This is a genomic window from Brevundimonas sp. FV1ye4L (assembly GCF_058681255.1).
Genome location: NZ_CM178734.1, coordinates 2,044,174 through 2,063,977 on the forward strand (window position 1 = coordinate 2,044,174; position 19,804 = coordinate 2,063,977).

The following is a 19,804-nucleotide window of genomic DNA, read 5'->3' on the forward strand; positions in this document are numbered from 1 at the left end:
CCTCGATGTCTCGCTTCGCGGCGGGCGTCCTCAATTCCGGCCCCGAAAGGCGAATCGAACCGCTCACCGTCCTGTGTGAGACGTTAATCGCGGGTTACGAAGGTGTCGAGACCTCCGTTCGTCGATCAGGCCGTATAGGTATTATCCGGCGTATTTGGCCGCGTCCTCGTCGGAGATGTCCTCGTTCGAATAGACGTTCTGCACGTCGTCCTCGGCGTCCAGCGCGTCCAGCAGCTTGAACAGGGTGCCGACGGCCTCGCCCGTCACCGTGACTTCCGACTGAGGCTTCCACACGATGGCGGTCGACTTGGGGTCGCCCAGCACCTTGGACATGGCCTCGGCGACTTCGTTCAGGTCCTCGAAGGCGGTCCAGATCGTGTGACCCGGCGCGTCCTCGTAGATGTCCGGCTTGACCAGATCGCTCTCGACGTCCTGGGCGCCGGCCTCGATGGCGGCTTCCATGACTTCGTCCTCGGTGCCGGCCTCGGCCTTGTAGATGATCTGGCCGACCTTATCCCACATGAAGGCGACCGAGTTCATCTCGCTCAGCGCGCCGCCGTTCTTCTTGAAGGCCGCGCCGATGTTCGAGGCCGCACGGTTGCGGTTGTCGGTCAGGGCCTCGACGATGATGCCGACCCCGCCCGGGCCCCGCCCCTCGTAGCGGACCTCTTCCATTGTATCGACGTCGCCGCCCGAGGCCTTGTTGATGGCCCGCTGGATCACGTCCTTAGGCAGACTTTCGGCCTTGGCGTTGTTGACGGCCAGGCGCAGGCGCGGATTGGCCGCCGGATCGGGCAGGCCCGACTTGGCCGCCACCGTGATGTCGCGCGACAGTTTGGAGAACAGCTTGGAGCGCTGCGCATCTGCGCGCCCCTTGCGGTGCATGATGTTCTTGAATTTCGAGTGGCCGGCCATGGGATCGTCTTCGAGAGTCTGAAACCTGAGCCGCGCGTCCTAGCCGATGCCGGGCAGGCTGTCACGCCAGAGAGGTGAGCGCGACAGTTGGGCGACGGACCGCAGTGGAACCGTAACCATTGGCGGGTATTGATTCATGAAGCCGACGAAGGAGCCCCCGATGAACACCGCCGACATCTACGAAGCCGAGGGCCGCGCCGACGACGATCTGCACGAGGCCGACATCGTCGAATGGTACGAGGCCCGCCCCGTCACCGTCCCCGCCGCCGTCGCCGCCGGTTCGATCATCACCGCCTTCACCCTGGGCGCCCTTACCGCGGTGGGCGTGCTGTTTCTGACGGGCCGGCTGGACGACTAATCGGCCGTCGGCGTCCTGCGCGGCACGTCGCGCAGGCGCGCCTTCTCCAGGCTCAGCGCCAGCCCGGCGTTGCGGCCCGCCAGCGTCGCGATCCTGTATTCGGCCGCTGTGCCCAGGATCAGCGACGCCTCAGACACGCTCAATCCATAGTCCTGTTCCAGCCACTGGATCATGGCCCCGGTCGCCGCCCGCGCCGCCTCGTCCAGCGAGGACGACTGGCCCAGGACCGTGATGCGGTCTTCGGTCTCGATCCGCGGCGCCGCCATCGGGCGGGACGACAGGATCTCGACGCTGAACTCCACGTCCAGCGAGGTCTCCAGCGCCCATTGCGTCGTTTCGCCGTCTCCCTGCAACGCATGGCCGTCGCCCAGGAACAGCATGGCGCCCGGCTGGAACACCGGCAGATAGACCGTCGCCCCCTCGCCGATCCGGTTGAAGTCCATATTGCCGCCCCACCGCCCGGTGTCCCCGGCCGACTGTTCCGCAAAGCCGAAGTCCGGCGCCACCCCCAGTCCGCCCAGCATTGGCCGGACCGGCACGACATAGTCCTTCAAACGTTCGGGCGGATCCTCCAGCCGCGCCGTCCCCGCCTCCCGGTCCAGCCGCCAGCGCACCCGCTTGCCCAGATCCGCTGACCGCGCCGCGAGGCCCAGCGACATGGCCCGCCCCGTGACGCCGTCCAGACTGTCGGCATAGTCGCGGTTCAACCGCAGCCGACGGATATGCACCGCCAGCACGTCGCCCGCCTTGGCGCCCGCCACCAAGAACGGCCCCGTCTGCGGATTGCCGTACAGGGCCACCACGTCGCCATGCTCGTCGATCCCGCCGGAATCGATGGTGCGCGTCGCCACCACATCGCCCGGCTGAATGACCATGACCGGCGCCAGATCGGCCGTGAAGGTGTTCGAGAACCGGTCCGGCGCATAGGTCCGCCGCCCCGGCGCGCCCGTCGGCATCTCCAGCCGCCGTGCGCTGAAGCCATGTCGCACGCGCGGTCCGGTGTTACTGGTGTCGGGATAGTCGGCCCAGCCGCTGAGCACGCCGTCGGCTTCGGTCCCCTCGAATCTGTAGGGCACGCCGTGACTGTCCGTCGCAGAGAAGGCGAGGCGCCCCCCGTCCTGACGCCCCTCCAGCGCCCAGTCGCCGAACCGGCCTGACAGCACGCCATCCCTCGACTCCAGCGTCAGCAGCGTATGTTCCGCATTGCCCCACCGATCGACCGACATCAGCCAGGTCTCGGGCGCCGCAGCGGCCGGCGTCGCCACGGCCAGCACCGCCAGCCCCATGATCCATCGCCGCATCGCCTAGCCTCCGCCCGCCCCCCAAATTCAAGGACAGGCGGACGCTATCGACACGGCGTCCGCAGACAAGTGAAGCTTCGGCAATGTGGCTCAGGAACCAGGCCCCAGCTGCAACAGGCCGACCTTGCAGGCCTCGCAGACTTCGGCCCTCAGGATGATCGTGTTCGTTCCCGCCAGAAAGGGCAGGCCGACAGAAGTCACGACGCTTGCCGCCGAGCCCGCCGGCAGATCGAGCGAGACGGGCCGCGCCCCGTTCAACGCCACCGACACCCGTCCGCCCGCGCCGACCACCGCCAGGGTCCGCACCCCTGCAGCATCGGCTTCAACCGTGTAGCGGAGCCACTCGCCGGTCTCGAACTCAGCCACCACCGGCGCGCCGTTTTCGAGAGCGATGTCCACCCCGTCGTTGCGCCAGGTCCGGCCGGTGTTCCACCAGGGCACGCGCTCACCGGGCCCGTCAGTGTCGGACTCATAGACGTCCGACCAGGCCACGCCCGACCGACCCAGGTCATAGTCGGCCGCCCGGATCACGCCGCCGTCGGTCCCGACCCGATGCGCGACGAACGGCACCGCCGTGTCCGAACGCGGCTGGCGCAGCATCGCGTCGATCACGTCGCGATGTTCGAAATTATTCTCGAACCGGATGTCGTGGGTGGCCAGCCGCATCAGCGTCTCTTCCGCCTCCTGCGCCGACGGCCGCGGCCCCTTGCCGGTCAGATAGGCGACCAGACGGGGCCAGCCGGGGTTGGGCGTGATCTCCAGCGGCTGGTTGAAGCCGATCTTCTTCAGCGGCCAGAAGGCCCAGCCGATCCCCTCGTCCTCGACCAGGGCGATGGTCTCAGTGAACCAGGTATTGGAATTCTCGCCGGATTCGCCCAGCCACACCGGCGCGTTGGTCTCGTCCCTCAGCCGCAGGATGTCGGCGATCGAGGCCCGGTCCGTCGCGTTCCAGTATTTGTGGAAGCTGATCGCGGTATTGTCGTCCCACAGGGGCGTGACGCCGCGATAGTTGTTGCCCCAGCAGTTGCCCTCGATGACGATCATGTGCCGCGGATCTACCTCGCGGATCGCCGCCGTGATCTCCATCATCAGCGACCGCAGCGGGGCGTTGGTCGTCTCTTCGCAGCCGTGGCCGCCGCCGGGCTTCTCGAAGTCCCAGTTGGGTTCGTTGATCAGGTCATAGGCGCCGATGGCCGGCTCGTCGGCATAGCGTTCGGCCAGCCGCCGCCACAGGGCCACGGTCTTGCGACGGTTCTCGGCGCTGTCCCACAGCGAAGGCTTGGACGGGTCGCGATCCGAGATGGCCAGGTCGCTCCCCTGCCCGCCCGGCGCGGCGTGCAGGTCCAGGATCAGATACATCCCATTGGCCTTGACCCAGGCCAGCAGGGCGTCGATCTCGGCGAACCCCTCTTCCTTCCAGGTGTCGCGCCCCGCGACAGGCTCCTGATCCGCCGGCAGGGTCAGCCGGTCATGGTGCATCGGCAGACGGACCGAGTTGAAGCCCCACCGCCCCATGGCGTCGATGTCGGCCTTGGTCGTGTGGTTGGCGCGCCAGGCGGCGTAGAAGGCCTCCGTCTTCTCCTCGCCGATCAGGTCGGCGATCCGCGCCCGGATCACATGCTGCGGACCCAGGGCGCCCAGCTGCAGCATATAGCCTTCCTGCAGTACCCAGCCGCCCAGCCCCATGCCGCGCAGGATGACCGGCTCGCCCGCCTCATCAACGATCCACGTCCCCTCGGCCCGCAGGAAGCCGCCTGTCTGGGCCTGGGCCGCATAAGGCGCGCATAGCATCGCCGTCGCAGCCAGGGCCGCGATCCATCTCTTCTTCATGGCGTTCCTCCACGCTCCTTTTTGGGAACGTTCTCACGAGAACCGGGGGATGGCTAGGGTGAGCGAGTCTGCCTTGAGGAGACGTCGGGAATGTCTGAGAGGGGTGAAAGCGGACTCTCACTTGAGCCCGCCGACGATGGCTGAGCTCGTCTGCCGACACGCGCGACTTGACCGCCCAGGCGCCTCCTGACGGTTCGCGACTGCCTAAAATAGTTGTCGCTCGCTTTTTGTCAGTCGGGTAGTGACGCTCCCATATTCGTTCGCTGTCGAGCGTTCCAGCTTGGCCTCTATCCCCGCATCATGGGATGAGTGAGCGATATCGCCGTGACAGCAACATGTTAGCTATTAATATTTGTTGCCGTTTATATTTCAGTGACGGTCTTAAAAACTGCCAACATATCGGATACCTGTTTTGAGGCAGATCACTTTTATTGGCTTCCCTTCCTAATCAACTTATGCGTATAGGCCTTCATATCGCTTGTTGCGACATGCCTTGTGGTTTGTTCGGTGACGGGAACCGGGTTCCCGCCTTTCGAAAACCGCTGATATTTCCAGCCCATCGCGTGGATATATGAGCAAGCAGGGCATTGGCTGTTTTCCAAATGCAGATGACCGCTCGGGCCTCACACATACCGGTGCTTACGCTCGGGTTGTCAGCCATCGCAACGGCGGCATGGGCGCACGTCAAATGGTTTGAAGCGTATGAAGTGTCCGCAGATCCGGTTCCGATCACCACGACACTCGCGCTTCCTGCCTTCTGGTTCGCCATCGCGCTGGTTGCGGCATTCTTCCTAGCTGCCACCGTTCTCGAACGCCGAGCGCCCGGTCAGGCCGCCACTCGCATTCTCGACACGGGGACGCGACTGCTGCGTGATCATGCAGACGCCTTCATGATCGCGGTAATGGCCGCGTTCTTCGTGGCGCTTTTTGCTGTCGGCGGCTCTTACTTGACGCCCGATCTCAAAACAGAATCTGAGCTTCTGCCGTGGGCGCAACTGTTGATCGGCATTCTGCTGATTTGGCGAAGAACACGACCGGTGGCGGCGGTAATGATTGTCCTCCTGTGGGCCGTCGCTCTCGCGAACTACGACCTCTTCCACCTCTACGATTACCTTGCACTAGGCTTGGGGCTGGCGGGCTATCTGTTCCTTTCGGGTCTGAAGGATGGGAAGTGGCGCGACCGACGCTTCGCGGTGCTGCGCTGGGGCATTGCACTGGCCCTCATGTGGTCCAGCATGGAGAAGTTCATGTATCCGCAGTGGTTCATGCCGCTGCTGGAAGAGAAGCCTTTCCTAGCCTTCGGAATACCCTTTGAGCCGTATACGACGATGGCCGGGGTGGCTGAGTTCACCTTGGGCTTTGGTCTGCTGTGGACCTCGCTCGTGCGACGGCTCTCCGCAGTCGCGCTGTTCGCGTTGATGTTCTCGGCCGTCTATCCGTTTGGCCGTATCGACATGATCGGGCACGCGACCATTTTGGCCGGTCTATTGGTGGCCATTGCAGACCCGATGCGTCATCACGCTTTGGAAGTGACGCCTCGCGACCACCGCGCGACGTGGCTCGTTCCGGTCGGCCTCGTTGTCGCATTGGCCATCACCATGCTGTCCTACGCTGGCCAGCACTATGTCATCTATCGCGTGCTGGAAGGCCCGTTTGCAGCACTGCTTCGGCCCGAGTCGCGGGAGACAATCACCCAAGGCGGTGTGGCTCCGGGCGGTTTCTGGCGTGGCAACGAGCATTACCATGGCCGCGAAGGAGCCAATGCGGCGCCCGAGGCGGGGGCGTCGGTCGCCATGATGGAGTCCATGGAACGCATGCACGCCGAGATGAACGAACTGCAGGTGACCGGCGACCTAGATCGAGACTTCGTCGCCCTTATGGTTCCCCACCACCAATCCGGCGTGGACATGGCTCGGGTGTATCTGGAAAGCGGTACCGACCCTGAGCTTCGGCAGCTGGCCGAGCAAATCGTCAGCAGCCAAGAGGCTGAGATCGGTCATATGAAAGCTGAGATCGGCGGGGTTTCGAGCGCGACTACTCCGGCCCACGCGGGGCATTGACGATGGCCTCCACTCCACTGCCCGTCCCAGCTTAGACGCCGATGAGGCGCTGAAGGCCTCGGACGCTGTGGACAATGCCATGTCGAGACCGCCGGCGCCTCGGGGCTACGGCGTTTCGATCGGCGTGACGGCAAGTCCTTGGCCCAGACGCCGAACGGGTCGCTCCAAGCCAAGCCCATGACCCTGCGAACCGAGGACCGCTATGGGTCGAAGGCGATCATCGACACTTGCGCCGAAAGCCGCTCCCGCCCCAGGCCGTTCCCTCACCCCGCCCGCAGATTCTCCACCACCGCCCTAAGCTTGGCCGGCAGAGGCTTGGGACGGCGGGTCTCGGCGTCGACATAGACGTGGACGAAATGGCCGACGGCGGCGGGCACGTCGGCGCTGCGCTTGAACACGGCGAAGCCGTAGCTGACGCTCGAGGTGCCGATCCGGTCCACCTTGATCCCGACCTCGATCACATCGGGGAACTTCAGCGCCGAGGTGTATTGGCAGCCGCTGTCCACCACCAGGCCGATGGACTCGTCCAGGGCGTTGGCGATCATCAGATGGGCGTTCACCGCCGAGTCCACGAACTCGTAGAATTTGGCGTTGTTGATATGGCCGTACTGGTCGTTGTCGGCCCAGCGCGTCGAGACCATGTGAAAGGCCTTGTAGGTCGCGCGTTCGGCCAAGGGCCCCAAATCGCTCTTGGGCATCGTCAGTCGTCCTCTCCCCGGCGACAGTCCGCGTCGCCTTCACCCCGACGCTCGGGCTTGGACGACGTTGCGTCAAGCGCCTATCGATAGGGGACAGATGACGAAGGCTTGACCATGAGCATCCAGACCCGTGCCGCCGTTCTGTCCGCCATGGGCGCCGCGCCCCCCTACGCCGACAGCAAGCCCCTCTCCGTCGAGACCGTGACGCTCGACCCTCCAGGCCCCGGCGAGGTCCTGGTCGCCATCAAGGCCGCCGGCCTGTGCCACTCGGATCTCAGCGTCATCAACGGCGACCGCCCCCGCCCTCTGCCCATGGCCCTGGGTCACGAAGCCGCAGGCGTGGTCGAGGCCCTGGGCGACGGCGTCACGGACCTGCAGATCGGCGATCATGTCGTCATGGTCTTCATGCCGTCCTGCGGACACTGCGATCCCTGCGCCGGCGGCCGCCCCGCCCTTTGCGAACCGGGCGCCGCCGCCAACGGCAAGGGCGAACTGCTGTCCGGCGGGCGGCGCATCTTCCGCGAGGGCGAACCGGTCAATCACCACCTCGGCTGCTCCGCCTTTGCCGAACGCGCCGTCGTCTCGCGCCGGTCCCTGGTCCGGATCGACCCCGAGCTGTCGTTCGAGGAGGCGGCCCTGTTCGGCTGCGCCGTCCTGACCGGCGTCGGCGCCGTTGTGAACACGGCCGAGGTCAAGGCGGGTCAGAGCGTCGTGGTCATCGGCCTGGGCGGCGTGGGCCTAGCCAGCGTTCTGGGCGCCCTGGCCAGCGGCGCCTCGCCTGTCGTCGCCGTCGATCTGTCCGATGACAAGCTGGCCCTGGCCCGCAGCCTGGGCCCGGTCCAGACCGTCAACGGCGGCGACCCCGACGCGGTCGATCAGGTCCGCACCCTGACCAAGGGCGGCGCAGACTTCGCCTTCGAGATGGCCGGCTCGGCCCGCGCACTCGACAACGCCTGGAAGATGACCCGACGCGGCGGAACCACCGTCACCGCCGGCCTGCCCCCGCCCGAGGCGGCTCTGGCCGTCAACATCGTCTCCCTGGTCGGCGAAGAGCGGACGCTGAAGGGCTCCTACATCGGAACCTGCGTCCCCAGCCGCGACATCCCCCGCTATGTCGCCCTCTACCAACAGGGCCGGCTGCCGGTGGACCGGCTAATGAGCGGCGTCATCCCGCTGGACGACATCAACGCCGGCTTCGACCGACTTCATGCGGGCGAGGTGGTGCGGCTGGTGGTCAGACCTTGAGCCAGTGTCCCAGCAGCCTGAACCCGAGGTCAGGGTTCAGCATAAACTTGCAGTGAGGGGTTGGCGCGATCGTAATCTTCCCCAAGTTCAAACTGCGGCCTAGGCGCGCCAAAGGCTTGTAGGGCTCTGACCACGTTCGCCGCTCGCCGACCTTCGAGCGAGCCTTCGGAAGGATCGGGCAAACCGCGGACAACCAGCCTCAGGCCGCCGCACTCCCGCGCCGCCCGAGACGGCCAATCAATCGCTTTCAAGAAGAACGGGTCCAGACTGTCTGCGTTGGCCGCAAAGCGCAGCGGCGCAAAACCTTCAGTACAAGTCAGATGCTCGGCAGAGGGGCGCGACGCCTGAGGCGACGTCGCGCAAGCGCTCAAGGCGAGGAGCGCGATCAAGGCCCCGACAGGATACCGCATGCACGCGCCCCTCAAGTCTGAATCACGCCGCCGGTTTCGGCGGCGCGTTCTTCACATACTGGTCCATCCAGCGGGTCATCTCCCACAGGGTGTGGCCCACCGATTCCCGCGCCCGATAGCCGTGCGCCTCCAGCGGCAGAGTGACGTAGCGCGCCGTCGCCCCCAGCCCCTTCAGCGCCGCATAGAACCGCTCGGACTGGACCGGGAAGGTGCCCGAGTTATCGTCCGCCTCGCCGTGGATCAGCAGGATCGGCTCGTTCAGCTTGTTGGCATAGGTGAAGGGCGACATCTCGGTATAGATCTCGGTCGCCTCCCAATAGTTGCGCTGTTCGGCCTGGAAGCCGAACGGCGTCAGGGTGCGGTTATAGGCGCCCGACCGCGCGATCCCGGTGCGGAACAGGTCGCTGTGCGCCAGCAGGTTGGCGGTCATGAAGGCGCCGTAGCTGTGGCCCCCGACCGCGATCCGGTCGCGATCCGCCACTCCCATGCCGACCACCGCGTCCACCGCCGCCTGGGCGTCGGCGACCAGTTGTTCGACATAGGTGTCGTTCGGTTCGGCGCCGTCCTTGCCGATGATAGGCATGGAGGGGTTGTCGAAGATCGCATAGCCCTGCGTCAGCAAGAACAGATGGCTGGACCCGCCCGGCCGCACGAACCGGTTCTGCACATCCACCGTCTGGCCGGCCACCGCCGCATCGGTGAACTCTGCCGGATAGGCCCACATCAGCATCGGCAACGGCCCGTCGCGATCCTTGTCATAGCCGGCTGGCAGATACAGGGTCCCCGACAGCTTGACGCCGTCGGCCCGTCCATAGGTCACCAGCTGGCGCGTCGCCCCGGCCAGCTGCGGCGCCGGATCGGGGAACTGGGTCAGGGCCGTGGTCTGGCCCGTCGTCAGGTCGCGGATCTGCAGATTCGGCGGATCCAGCCGCGTCTCTCGCTGCGTCACCACCCGTTTGCCGTCCGCATCCAGGAAGCCGACCACCGCCTCGTAATCCGTCTCGGCCGAGGTCCACAGCCGCTCGCTGCGCCCCGTCGCCGGGTCCATGGCGGCCAGGAAGGGGAAGGCGCCCTGCGGCGTCGCCCCGGCGCCCGACATCAGTATCCGCCCCTGCGGGTTGAAGCGGATCACCGACCGGCCCGCCGCATTCGGCTGGGTCACCGGCTGGCCCGGATCGTCGTACCGCGCCTGATAATTCCGCTCCAGCAGCAGCCTACCCTCGCCCGGGTTCGACGGATCGACCACGAACCGCGTCTCGTGCCGGGTGTTGAACCAGCGGCTGTTGACGATGGCCAGATCGTCCTTGCCCCACACGACCCCGCCGAACCGTTCCTTCAGATCGATCAGCTTGACCGGCTCGGCCGCAAACGGCGCCGCCTGCATGAAGACCCGGTCCCTGAACTCGACCTCACGCTTGAGGTCGCCGCCGTCCAGCGCCTCGACCCAGGTCAGGGTCGCCGGCGCATCGGCCCGCCAACTCACCGAACGCGGCCCGGGCGCCACGGCGTCGAAGGCGGTCGGCACATCGTCCCGCAATGGCAGATCGGCGATGGTCCGCACCACCCGCCCGGCCATGTCCGTCACCACGATCTCGGTCGGAAACAGCCCCGCCGGCACCACATAGGAATAGGGCCGCTTGGCGATCTCGTGCAGAAGATATTTCCCATCCGGCGACACCGCGCTGTCCAGATAGACGGCCGGCGCGCCAATCGTCCGTACACGGCCGTTCAGCGAAACCAGGGTCAGCTGCGACGTGAAATAATGGTCGAACAGGGCTTCGTCGCCGGGGTTCGACAGCAGGTCCTGATAGGTCCGCACCGGCGCCACGCGCCCGGCCGTCTCCTCGATGTTCGGCCCCGTCGGCGCCGCCGTCACATCCGGCGCCGGACCGCGCCCAGCCGGAACCGCCTCGACCAGCAGGCCCGAACTGTCCGGCAGCCATTCATAGCCCGACCCGCCCGTCATATTGACCACCGGCTCGGTCAGCTTGCGCGCCCGCGCCGAGGCCACGTCCACGACCCACAGCTCCAGCCCCGTCGGCCGGTCCAGCACCAGGGCCAGCGATTTCGCATCGGGCGAGAACCGCGGCGCCGTGAACCGCGCCTCGGCCGGCAGGGCCACGACCCGCGCCGGTCCACCATCCACCGCCTGAAGGCTCAGCCCCGTCAGCCACGAGACCCGGCTTTCCGCCATCCCGTTGTTGCGCGGATTGATCCGCGCCCCCGCCAGCCGCAGCATCGGCTCGGCCAGGGCCTTGATGCTGGGCAGGTTGGACCGGTCCAGCAGCACCAGGGTCTTGCGATCCGGGCTCAGCATCGGCGCCGGCGTCGGCTTGGCGTCCAGGATGTCGGCGATGGGCGACGGCGGCTGCTGATAGACCGAAACCGTCGGGGCCGCAGTCTGACTGGCGCTCTGAGCGAACGCCGCCCCCGCCGTCGACGCCATCAACACCGCCGCCAGCGCAACACCGGCCCCACGAACGTGCAACATCATCCGAAATCCCCCACAAAACTCAGGCGGGCAACTAAGAGCGTCCTGACCCAGGCGGCAAGACCTTACGACGTTACAGTGTCACATTGCCGCCAGTATCAGACATTCACCATCCCGAACGCCGGCTCGATCCCCCGCGTCGTCTCCAGGCGCAGGAAATAGGAGCCCGGCCTGAGCAACAGGGTTGCTCGCGCCTGCCCCGGCTCCAGCAAAAGATGATCGGCCGGAATCACAGCTCCCTCGCCCATATGCAGGGCCTGCACCAGGGCCGGCCCTTCAAAGGGCGGCACTGAAACCTCAACCGCCTTGCGCGCCGGATCGGCCGCCAGCCAGCCCGGACGCCCGGCGACCTTGGGCAGGCGCGGATGAAAGACGCTCAGATCGATCTTGCCGTCGAAGGTCCTGTCGGAGAAGGGCCGCCCGGCGCGCGACACAGCGATCGGCTGGGTCGGTGCGAACCGCGCCAATACGGCGGCAACCTCCGCTTTATCCGCTTCAGGCCGGGTCGCCGGCCAGTTGTTGGACTGTTCGATGGTCAGGGGGTCGATCCCCGTCGCCGCCTTCAGTTGTCCGGCGAACCACAGTCCGCCCAGCCCCTCGACCTCCATGGCGTGACTGTAGCCGCACAGGACGAAGATCCGCGCGTCGGGGCGCGGCTTCAGCACATTTGCGATCAGATTCCTGGCCTGGGCGACCTCCCGCGCAGTCGTGCGCGCGTCCATGTCGGCCTCGGCGGGCGGCTGCTGGTCCGGCCGCTGCTCATAGTCGGCGAACACATAGCCCAGGCCCGCCGCCTCCCTCACCATCTCGGCATAGACAGGGTCGGCGGTGTAATAGCCCAGCCCCTGATGAAAGGGCGCGCCGGTCCGATAGGAGTCGATCCTGCCGAAGGTCTCGGCCGCGAAGGTGTCGAAGCCCAGCGGACGCAAGGCGCGCATCACCCGCGCCGCAAAGCCGCGATGGCCCGAGACGTTGTGCGCCTCGTTCAGGATGACGATCTGCCTGTCCGCCGCCGCCCGAACAATAGCCTCCAGCGCGTCTTCGGCCTCGGCGTCGGCCAGATCGGGTATCGGCCGGTCGGGGGACCGCGTCCGCTCGTCAAACCCGACCGCAATCGCCTCGTCTCCGACGAAGGCGGCGAACCAGGGCAGATAGAAGCGCGCATTCTCATCGCCGGCTTCGACCTGGGCCTTCAGTTCCAGATAGAGGGGCAGATAGCGGCTCTCGGCCTGATACTGATCGTTCGCCGTCAGGGCCTCCTGCGCGCCCGCTCGCCGTCCCGCCATGGCCGCCGTCGCCATCAGCGACAGACCCAGAAATCGCCTCGTCAGCATCACCGCCCCACACGCAACCTTCAGGTGCGATCCAGCGACACTATAGCGAGGCCGTCAACCCGCCAGCAGCGCCTCGACATCTTGCCGTTCCGGCGCTGACGGCTGAGCGCCCGCGCGCGTCGCGGCGAACGCCCCCGCCGCGCAGGCGAAGCGGAGGGCCTGAGCCGGCACCATGCCTTCCAGCAAGGCGACGGTGATGGCGGCGACGAAGGCGTCGCCGGCGCCGGTGGCGTCGACCGCTTCGACCACGGGCGGGGTCGCCCAGGCCATTTCGACGCCGCGCTGGTACATGGCTGCGCCTTTCGCGCCCTTGGTCACGACCACGCGGCCGCCGCCCCGGTGCAGGCCGTCGCCGTAGAAGGCGGCCTCGGTCTCGTTGACGACGATCAGGTCGGCGCGGCGCAGCAGCATCTCCGAGACCGGCGCGGCGGGCGCCAGGTTGGCGCAGACGAAACCTGTGGCCCGGCCCACCGCCGCCTCTACCGTCTCGACCGGCAGCTCCAGCTGGACGATCAGGGCGCCCTCGATCCGCTGCGGCAACTGCTCCGGCGTGACCATATGATTGGCCCCGGCCGCCACCACGATCTGGTTCTCTCCAGCCGGATCGACGGCGATCAGGGCCACGCCCGTCGGCGCCGCCACATCCACCTCGACCCCCGCCAGATCGACGCCCAGGTCCGACATCAGGGCCAGGGCCTCGCCGGCCAGGGAGTCGTTCCCGACCCGGCCGATCAGGCTGACCTCTGCGCCCAGTTTCTCGGCGGCATAGGCCTGGTTGGCGCCCTTACCGCCCGGATAGCGGGCCAGGTTGGCCCCCGTCACCGTCTCGCCCGGCGCCGGCAGGCGGGGCGCCGCCGCCACCAGGTCCAGGTTGATCGAGCCGACGACGGTGATCCTCATCACTTGGCCTTCAGCGTCTCGGCCAGCAGGTCGAACACCCCCTGCGCATCCGCCGCCCCAGCCCAGCGATGGCGCGCCGTGGCGGGATCGACGCGGAACTCCACCGCCGTATGGCCGCGCGTCAGCTCCGAGTTGGTTTCGACCTCGATCCGGCAGGGCTTCAGGGTGAACAGCTCCGGCTTCATCAGCCAGGCGATGGGGCAAGGGTCGTGCAGGGGCGGCGCCGCCTCCCCGGTCGCCTGCCGCTCGATCCGTTGCGAGAAGCGCAGCAGGGCTGCGACGGTGCGCGCCGGTTCAGTGCGGATCTTCTCGATGGTGCGGATCCGCTCCTCGGTCGCCCGCACTTGGTGCGTCGCGTCCAGACCGAAGGCGATCACCTCGCAGCCCGCGCCGAACACCACCGCCGCGGCGTCCGGGTCGGCCCAGATGTTGAACTCGGCTGAGGCGGTGATATTGCCGCCTTCGCTGCGCGCCCCGCCCATGACCACAACCGTGCCCAGGTGCTCGGCCAGCCGCCGCTCGCGCTTCATCGCCAGGGCCAGGTTGGTCATCGGCCCCAAGACGGCGACCGCGACCGATCCGGCCGGGCGTTTCATCACCAGGTCGACGATGGCGTTGGCCGCCGGCCCGTCGCCGATGATGCCGGTCGGCGCGAACGGCTCAAGGTCGCCCAGACCCTCCGCCCCGTGGAAGTCGCCCGCCCCGGCCGGGGGCCGTTTCAGCGGGCGCTCGGCGCCGCCGAACACGGGCACGTCTTCTCGGCCGGCGATCTGGCGCATCATCCGGGCGTTGCGCTGGGTCAGGTGGGCGGGGACATTGCCCCCCACGGTGGTGACGGCCAGCAGCTCCAGCTCGGGGGCGGCGAAGGCCAGGAACAGCGCCACGGCGTCATCCACGCCGGGGTCGCAGTCGATGATCAGGGATTGGATAGACACAGGCCCCGTTTGCCGACCCCGAGCCCGACGAGCAACCCCGTTTCGGCCCTTAGTCCACGCAAATCCGGCGTCTTTTCTAGTCAAGCTGGCTCCGGCTTGACGTCATCCTCCCCCGGCGTCACCCTGAGGCTGTTCTCCGGGGGGTCGCGATCGAGCGGCTGAGATTGGCGTAGCCGCCTGACCCGTCGAACCTGATCCGGGTCATGCCGGCGAAGGGATGAGTACGCTTTTGGTCCACGCGCCCTGTTCGCGCTCAAGGACCGGCACGCCCGACGTCGGCGGACCTCAAACCGTTTGAGGCCGTCATGAACATCCAAGTCACCCCGCCCGCCCTGCCCGAAGAGCCGAACGTCGAGCTCGCCCTCAAGGACGCCCGCGAGCAGGTGATGAAGGAGACCGGCGCCATCCCCACCGGCGAACGCGCCGGGTCGCGCAAGGTCTATGTCGCCGGCGAGCTGTACCCCGACATCCGCGTCCCCTTCCGCGAGGTCGCCGTCCACCCGTCCGCCAACGAGCCGCCGGTGACAATCTATGACAGCTCCGGCCCCTACACCGACCCGACCGTGACCATCGACATCAAGCGCGGCCTGCCGCCCGTGAAGTCGTCGTGGCAACTGGATCGCGGCGACATCGCCCCCGTCGCCAACCCGCGCGAGGTCAAGCCCGAGGACAACGGCCACGCCAGCGGCAAGAACCTGGCCCCCCGGTTCGACACCTCGCACCACCGCGTCTTCAAGGGCGTCGAGGGCCGCCCGGTCACCCAGTATGAATACGCCCAGGCCGGGATCATCACGCCCGAGATGGAATATGTCGCCATCCGCGAGAACCTGCGCCGCGAACAGAACGCCCCCTGCATCCGCGACGGCGAGGACTTCGGCGCCTCCATCCCCGACTTCGTGACGCCCGAGTTCGTCCGCCAGGAGATCGCGCGCGGCCGCGCCATCATCCCGCACAACATCAACCACCCCGAGGTCGAGCCGATGATCATCGGCCGCAACTTCCTGGTGAAGATCAACGCCAACATCGGCAACAGCGCGGTCCTGTCGTCGGTGGACGACGAGGTCGACAAACTGGTCTGGGCCACCCGCTGGGGCGCGGACAATGTCATGGACCTGTCGACGGGCCGCAACATCCACAACATCCGCGACTGGATCATCCGCAACTCATCCGTCCCCATCGGCACCGTGCCCATCTATCAGGCGCTGGAGAAGGTGAACGGCATAGCCGAGGACCTGACGTGGGAGGTGTTCCGCGACACCCTGATCGAACAGGCGGAGCAGGGCGTCGACTATTTCACCATCCACGCCGGGGTGCGCCTGCCCTTCGTGCCGATGACGGCGAAACGCGTCACCGGCATCGTCTCGCGCGGCGGCTCCATCATGGCCAAGTGGTGCCTGGCCCACCACAAGGAGAGCTTCCTCTACGAGCATTTCGAGGACATCTGCGACATCATGCGGGCCTATGACGTCAGCTTCAGCCTGGGCGACGGTCTGCGCCCCGGCTCGATCGCCGACGCCAATGATGAGGCCCAGTTTGCTGAGCTACGCACCCTGGGCGAACTGACCAAGATCGCCTGGGCCAAGGGCTGCCAGGTCATGATCGAGGGCCCCGGCCATGTGCCGATGCACAAGATCAAGGCGAACATGGATGAGCAGCTGAAGCACTGCCACGAGGCGCCCTTCTATACGCTTGGCCCGCTGACCACCGACATTGCCCCCGGCTATGACCACATCACCAGCGCCATCGGAGCGGCCATGATCGGCTGGTTTGGCACGGCCATGCTCTGCTACGTCACGCCCAAGGAGCATCTGGGCCTGCCCGACCGTCAGGACGTCAAGGACGGCGTCATCACCTACAAGATCGCCGCCCACGCCGCCGACCTGGCCAAGGGCCACCCCGCCGCCCGGCTCCATGACGACGCCCTGAGCCGCGCCCGGTTCGAGTTCCGCTGGGAGGACCAGTTCAACCTCGGCCTCGACCCCGAAACCGCCCGCAAATACCACGACGCCACCCTGCCCAAGGAAGCCCACAAGACCGCCCACTTCTGCTCCATGTGCGGCCCGAAATTCTGCAGCATGAAGATCAGCCAGGACATCCGCCGGGATGCGATGGCGCAGAATGATGCGGGGGCGAGTCTGGTGGATGCGGAGGCCGGGATGGCGGAGATGAGCGCGAAGTTCCGCGCCGGGGGCGGGGTGGTGGAGGTGAAGGTCCTCTGATCCCTTCCCCAGCAGGGTACGGTGGAAAATTAACGGGGCCCGACTCGGCAGAAAATGAGAGCATGAGGATGAAGCCGCAGCCCCAACCTTTCACTCGAAGCTCCAGCAGCGCGGTTTAAAACCCTCGACTGCGACAGCATCAAAAGCGTGCTGAATGATCTCTCCGACGCTTTTCCAAGTCGCGTCGGTCATGTCGAAGGCGCTAGGCCGCATTTGCTGGTTGGCGCCAACGGCGACCACAAACGTGTCATCATCGACGTAGCCTTGCCATGCAATGAGATCTGACAGAAGCGTTCCCGCGGATCGAGTTGGAAGACTTGCCCTCCCCCTTCCACCGCCACTCAATCGCCGTCGACGGCGTTCAAGGGAATGAGCTACAGCGTCCCGCTGATCCGTCAGATCGGGATACCGCACACTCATCTGCTGGAATGACGCGCCGATTCGAGCGTCCGTCTTGCTCAACCGATTCAACGCTTGGCTGATTTGATCAGTCGCGAGGATCGCTGCTTTTGCTGCAATGTGCGCCCGTCGCATACAATAGGCTCGTCTATTGTAATGATATTCTAATTCTCGAGCTGACATTGCAGATGGAACCTGGACCTTAAGAAAGGTCACAGCTTCATCCCAGATATCAAGCGAAACTCCCAGTTCAAAAAAACATATCAACCAAGTGATCGACTATTTCAACCGCGTCTTCGACGGATGGGTATCCCTTCAAAATTAGCTCAATTTTATGGGCGGACAAATCTTCAATCTCCTCATCGGCTCACCAGCCATGATCGTCGCGACGGGCCGGCACATTCCAAATGCTGGTAGCAAAACTGATACGCGCCTGCTCTGCGGTATGAGATTTCATTCCCCTAAGACGAAAAGCGGAACTCTGCCGATAGAGGAGACCGTACAATTCGGAAGCATTCCGACCCGACCTCCTATTTCGTCATCCTCCGGCAAGCCGCGTCTTCGCGGCGCAGACCGGGGGACCCAGCGGCCTGCGCGAGCAGGACCCTGTCGCGGACTCGGCGTTCGAGATCAGTGCGGCGGACGGATTTCGCCTTCGGCGCCGCTGGGTCCCCCGGTTCCGCTGCGCGGCCCGGAGGATGACGAAAGGAAGGGGAGGCCGCGCGCTCTGACCACCCCAGCGCAGCAAGCCCTCGCCGCCCGCCTCCGAACGGCGTAGCTTGTCCCTATGCCCACCCTCGTCCTCCTCGCCGGACCCAATGGCGCCGGCAAGACCACCTTCATCAACCGCTTCCTGCGTCAGCGGGCGGAGGCGTTTCGGTTCGTGAATCCGGACGAGGTGGCGCGCGATCTGGAGGGGGACGGCGCTTCGCGCGATCTGGCGGCCGGACGATTGGTGCTGGAGCGGCTGGAGGCCCTGTTTGCGGAACGGGCCGATGTGGTTCTGGAGACCACCTTGGCGACCCGATCTCACGCCGGCCGCATCCGTCGCTGGCGGGCGACGGGATACCGGGTCGAACTGGTCTATCTGCGCCCGCCCTCGGCCGACTTCTCGGTCATGCGGGTGGCGCGGCGGGTCGCCCAGGGCGGGCACGGCATTCCCGAAGACACGCTGCGCCGCCGCTTTCAGCTCAGCCTCGACTATCTGGAGACGGTCTATAAGCCCCTGGTGGACCAATGGGAGGTCTATGGGGTTAGCGACGGCGAGCCCGATCTGTTAGATTGGGGACCGAAATGAGCAGCATCTTCGACCGCGAAACCACCCTGAAGGCCCTGCGGGACGCCGCCCGGATCGCGCGCGAAGGCACGCGCGAAGAGAAATCCGGCAAGTTCCTGCCGCCGCCCGGCTGGAAGGGGCATCTGGTCACCGCCGCCGATGCTCCGGCTGCACCCCGGAAAAAGCGGGCCTGACCCCAAAAAACCCGTCACCCTCGGGCTTGTCCCGAGGGCCCACGGCGGATGCGCATTCGGGCTTCGCCGCTTCGACCCGCCGTCGCAAGCCCCCACACCTCACGCGCGGAACGGTGGGCCCTCGGGACAAGCCCGAGGGTGACGGAGGTGTGGTGCGGGCTGGGGTGACAGGGTTGGGTTTTGGCGAAGGATCGGCCGGATCGAGGGGCTGACCCCCTCCGTCTCGTCGCTGCGCGACGATCCACCTCCCCAAGGGGGAAGGATCTCTAGGGCGACCGAAATCCTCCCCCCTTGGGGGAGGGGGACCGCCGCGCCTCTTGCGCGGGGGTGGAGGGGGCCCGGCGCGCGCAATTCCGCGACGAAAGCCCCCGGTTTTCAAACCCCTGACCCCCGCGCCGGACGATCATCTCATCACGGCCTGAAACGGGCCTATACTGCCCGCCGGGTCTTTGACATCGCCATCCCCTGCGCCCGTCGCCGCGCGCGAGAATAGACGAAAATAGACTCATTTTTTTTCGAGTCGAATGAGTCTATTTCGCCGGCCGTCAGACCTCGGCCGCGATCTTCCTCAGGGCCTCTTCGAACACCTGGGCCGGCTGGCCGCCGCTGATCAGATATTTGCCCTCGACCACCACGGCGGGGACCGAGGTGATCCCCCGCGAGCGCCACAGGTCCTCGGCCCCGCGCACGTCCTGCGCATAGCGGCCCGAGGCCAGGACCTCGCCCGCCTCGGCCCGGTCCAGCCCGGCGGCCTCGGCGGCGCTGGTCAGGACGCCGGCGTCGGTCAGGTTGCGGTTCTCGGTGAAGTGGGCCGTGAACAGGGCCTGTTTCAGCGCCTTCTGCTTGTCGGGCGCGGTCTCGTGCGCCCAGTGCAGCAGGCGGTGGGCGTCGAAGGTGTTCCAGATGCGGCTGTCGTCGGTCATGCGCATGTCGAAGCCGCTCTCGGCGGCGCGTTCGCGGATCATGGCGCGGTTGGCGGCCGACTGTTCCGGGGTGGCGCCGTATTTGCGGCCGATATGCTCGACGATGTTCTCGCCCTCGGGCGCGATCTGGGGGTTCAGCTCGAAGGGCTGAAAGGCGATGTCGGCGCCGATCCCCTCGCCCTCCAGCCGGGCCAGCGCCGTCTCCAGCCCGCCCAGGCCGACCACGCACCAGGGGCAGACCACGTCGGAGACGAAGTCGATCTTCAGGGTCTTGGTCATGGGAACTGCCTTCTGAAACAGGATGTGTTGCGGAGCA

The 19,804-nt window shown here is 66.5% G+C and carries 16 protein-coding genes and 1 riboswitch; of the genes, 6 read left to right on the forward strand and 10 right to left on the reverse strand.

Translation table 11 applies throughout. The annotated features are described in order from the left end of the window. Positions 1-141 precede the first annotated feature (141 nt). Complete coding sequence (locus ACW17X_RS09860) at positions 142-915, reverse strand: YebC/PmpR family DNA-binding transcriptional regulator (RefSeq protein ID WP_271164637.1); 774 nt, start codon at positions 913-915, stop codon at positions 142-144. 160 nt (positions 916-1,075) lie between these two features. Between ACW17X_RS09860 and ACW17X_RS09865 the strand changes: the two genes are divergently transcribed. Beyond that, positions 1,076-1,273 (forward strand): hypothetical protein, encoded by a 198-nt coding sequence (locus ACW17X_RS09865; protein WP_492096991.1) that lies wholly within the window; start codon positions 1,076-1,078, stop codon positions 1,271-1,273. Here ACW17X_RS09865 and ACW17X_RS09870 read toward each other — a convergent pair. Together ACW17X_RS09870 and ACW17X_RS09875 are read right to left on the reverse strand one after the other, a co-directional pair. After that, complete coding sequence (locus tag ACW17X_RS09870) at positions 1,270-2,574, reverse strand: acetamidase/formamidase family protein (protein ID WP_492096992.1); 1,305 nt, start codon at positions 2,572-2,574, stop codon at positions 1,270-1,272. The genes ACW17X_RS09865 and ACW17X_RS09870 overlap by 4 nt on opposite strands. Positions 2,575-2,664: 90 nt before the next feature. Beyond that, entirely contained in the window at positions 2,665-4,404 is a 1,740-nt protein-coding gene (locus ACW17X_RS09875; RefSeq protein ID WP_492096993.1) for a cellulase family glycosylhydrolase, read from the reverse strand. Between the two features lie 602 nt (positions 4,405-5,006). On the opposite strand from ACW17X_RS09875, the gene ACW17X_RS09880 reads away from it, so the two are divergent. Then, entirely contained in the window at positions 5,007-6,464 is a 1,458-nt protein-coding gene (locus ACW17X_RS09880) for a DUF305 domain-containing protein (protein WP_492096994.1), read from the forward strand. Positions 6,465-6,727: 263 nt separating this feature from the next. Here ACW17X_RS09880 and ACW17X_RS09885 read toward each other — a convergent pair whose 3' ends face one another. Further along, positions 6,728-7,162 (reverse strand): acyl-CoA thioesterase, encoded by a 435-nt coding sequence (locus ACW17X_RS09885; protein ID WP_492096995.1) that lies wholly within the window; start codon positions 7,160-7,162, stop codon positions 6,728-6,730. 114 nt (positions 7,163-7,276) lie between these two features. Here ACW17X_RS09885 and ACW17X_RS09890 point away from each other — a divergent pair, with 114 nt between their 5' ends. Next, a complete protein-coding gene (locus ACW17X_RS09890) occupies positions 7,277-8,407 on the forward strand; it encodes a zinc-dependent alcohol dehydrogenase family protein (protein ID WP_492096996.1) in 1,131 nt (376 codons plus the stop codon). A 432-nt stretch (positions 8,408-8,839) separates the two neighbouring features. Here ACW17X_RS09890 and ACW17X_RS09895 read toward each other — a convergent pair whose 3' ends face one another. The 4 genes from ACW17X_RS09895 to ACW17X_RS09910 all read right to left on the reverse strand — a co-directional run bounded on the left by ACW17X_RS09895 (position 8,840) and on the right by ACW17X_RS09910 (position 14,477). Next, positions 8,840-11,311 carry an alpha/beta hydrolase family protein gene (locus ACW17X_RS09895; RefSeq protein WP_492096997.1) on the reverse strand — a complete coding sequence of 824 codons (2,472 nt, stop codon included), beginning with the start codon at positions 11,309-11,311 and terminating at the stop codon, positions 8,840-8,842. 95 nt (positions 11,312-11,406) lie between these two features. Next, a complete protein-coding gene (locus ACW17X_RS09900; RefSeq protein ID WP_492096998.1) occupies positions 11,407-12,642 on the reverse strand; it encodes a hypothetical protein in 1,236 nt (411 codons plus the stop codon). A 54-nt stretch (positions 12,643-12,696) separates the two neighbouring features. Then, on the reverse strand, positions 12,697-13,542 hold the full coding sequence (locus ACW17X_RS09905) for a ribokinase (RefSeq protein WP_492096999.1): 846 nt from the start codon (positions 13,540-13,542) through the stop codon (positions 12,697-12,699). Next, entirely contained in the window at positions 13,542-14,477 is a 936-nt protein-coding gene (locus ACW17X_RS09910) for a nucleoside hydrolase (protein ID WP_492097000.1), read from the reverse strand. Before ACW17X_RS09910 ends, ACW17X_RS09905 begins: the two co-directional genes overlap by 1 nt. Positions 14,478-14,604: 127 nt before the next feature. Beyond that, positions 14,605-14,713, forward strand: a riboswitch (TPP riboswitch). A 69-nt stretch (positions 14,714-14,782) separates the two neighbouring features. Between ACW17X_RS09910 and thiC the strand changes: the two genes are divergently transcribed. Continuing rightward, positions 14,783-16,696 (forward strand): phosphomethylpyrimidine synthase ThiC, encoded by a 1,914-nt coding sequence (gene thiC, locus ACW17X_RS09915; protein ID WP_492097001.1) that lies wholly within the window; start codon positions 14,783-14,785, stop codon positions 16,694-16,696. Between the two features lie 90 nt (positions 16,697-16,786). Here thiC and ACW17X_RS09920 read toward each other — a convergent pair whose 3' ends face one another. Continuing rightward, entirely contained in the window at positions 16,787-17,230 is a 444-nt protein-coding gene (locus ACW17X_RS09920) for a hypothetical protein (protein ID WP_492097002.1), read from the reverse strand. 652 nt (positions 17,231-17,882) lie between these two features. Here ACW17X_RS09920 and ACW17X_RS09925 point away from each other — a divergent pair. Together ACW17X_RS09925 and ACW17X_RS09930 are read left to right on the forward strand one after the other, a co-directional pair. Then, positions 17,883-18,392: an ATPase gene (locus ACW17X_RS09925; protein WP_492097003.1), complete on the forward strand. Its 510-nt coding sequence runs from the start codon at positions 17,883-17,885 to the stop codon at positions 18,390-18,392. Continuing rightward, the gene (locus ACW17X_RS09930) at positions 18,389-18,565 is read left to right on the forward strand and encodes a hypothetical protein (RefSeq protein ID WP_492097004.1); all 177 of its coding nucleotides are present in this window, start codon (positions 18,389-18,391) and stop codon (positions 18,563-18,565) included. The genes ACW17X_RS09925 and ACW17X_RS09930 overlap by 4 nt, the downstream gene beginning before the upstream one ends. Positions 18,566-19,110: 545 nt before the next feature. Here the strand turns inward: ACW17X_RS09930 and ACW17X_RS09935 are convergent. Further along, positions 19,111-19,767 carry a DsbA family oxidoreductase gene (locus ACW17X_RS09935; RefSeq protein ID WP_492097005.1) on the reverse strand — a complete coding sequence of 219 codons (657 nt, stop codon included), beginning with the start codon at positions 19,765-19,767 and terminating at the stop codon, positions 19,111-19,113. Between the last annotated feature and the right edge of the window lie 37 nt (positions 19,768-19,804).

Coding starts and splice junctions, on each gene's coding strand:
- ACW17X_RS09860 (WP_271164637.1), bottom strand. CDS start 915: ATGGCCGGCCACTCGAAATTCAAGAACATCATGCACCGCAAGGGGCGC.
- ACW17X_RS09865 (WP_492096991.1), top strand. CDS start 1,076: ATGAACACCGCCGACATCTACGAAGCCGAGGGCCGCGCCGACGACGAT.
- ACW17X_RS09870 (WP_492096992.1), bottom strand. CDS start 2,574: ATGCGGCGATGGATCATGGGGCTGGCGGTGCTGGCCGTGGCGACGCCG.
- ACW17X_RS09875 (WP_492096993.1), bottom strand. CDS start 4,404: ATGAAGAAGAGATGGATCGCGGCCCTGGCTGCGACGGCGATGCTATGC.
- ACW17X_RS09880 (WP_492096994.1), top strand. CDS start 5,007: ATGCAGATGACCGCTCGGGCCTCACACATACCGGTGCTTACGCTCGGG.
- ACW17X_RS09885 (WP_492096995.1), bottom strand. CDS start 7,162: ATGCCCAAGAGCGATTTGGGGCCCTTGGCCGAACGCGCGACCTACAAG.
- ACW17X_RS09890 (WP_492096996.1), top strand. CDS start 7,277: ATGAGCATCCAGACCCGTGCCGCCGTTCTGTCCGCCATGGGCGCCGCG.
- ACW17X_RS09895 (WP_492096997.1), bottom strand. CDS start 11,311: ATGATGTTGCACGTTCGTGGGGCCGGTGTTGCGCTGGCGGCGGTGTTG.
- ACW17X_RS09900 (WP_492096998.1), bottom strand. CDS start 12,642: ATGCTGACGAGGCGATTTCTGGGTCTGTCGCTGATGGCGACGGCGGCC.
- ACW17X_RS09905 (WP_492096999.1), bottom strand. CDS start 13,542: ATGAGGATCACCGTCGTCGGCTCGATCAACCTGGACCTGGTGGCGGCG.
- thiC (WP_492097001.1), top strand. CDS start 14,783: ATGAACATCCAAGTCACCCCGCCCGCCCTGCCCGAAGAGCCGAACGTC.
- ACW17X_RS09920 (WP_492097002.1), bottom strand. CDS start 17,230: ATGCGACGGGCGCACATTGCAGCAAAAGCAGCGATCCTCGCGACTGAT.
- ACW17X_RS09925 (WP_492097003.1), top strand. CDS start 17,883: ATGCCCACCCTCGTCCTCCTCGCCGGACCCAATGGCGCCGGCAAGACC.
- ACW17X_RS09930 (WP_492097004.1), top strand. CDS start 18,389: ATGAGCAGCATCTTCGACCGCGAAACCACCCTGAAGGCCCTGCGGGAC.
- ACW17X_RS09935 (WP_492097005.1), bottom strand. CDS start 19,767: ATGACCAAGACCCTGAAGATCGACTTCGTCTCCGACGTGGTCTGCCCC.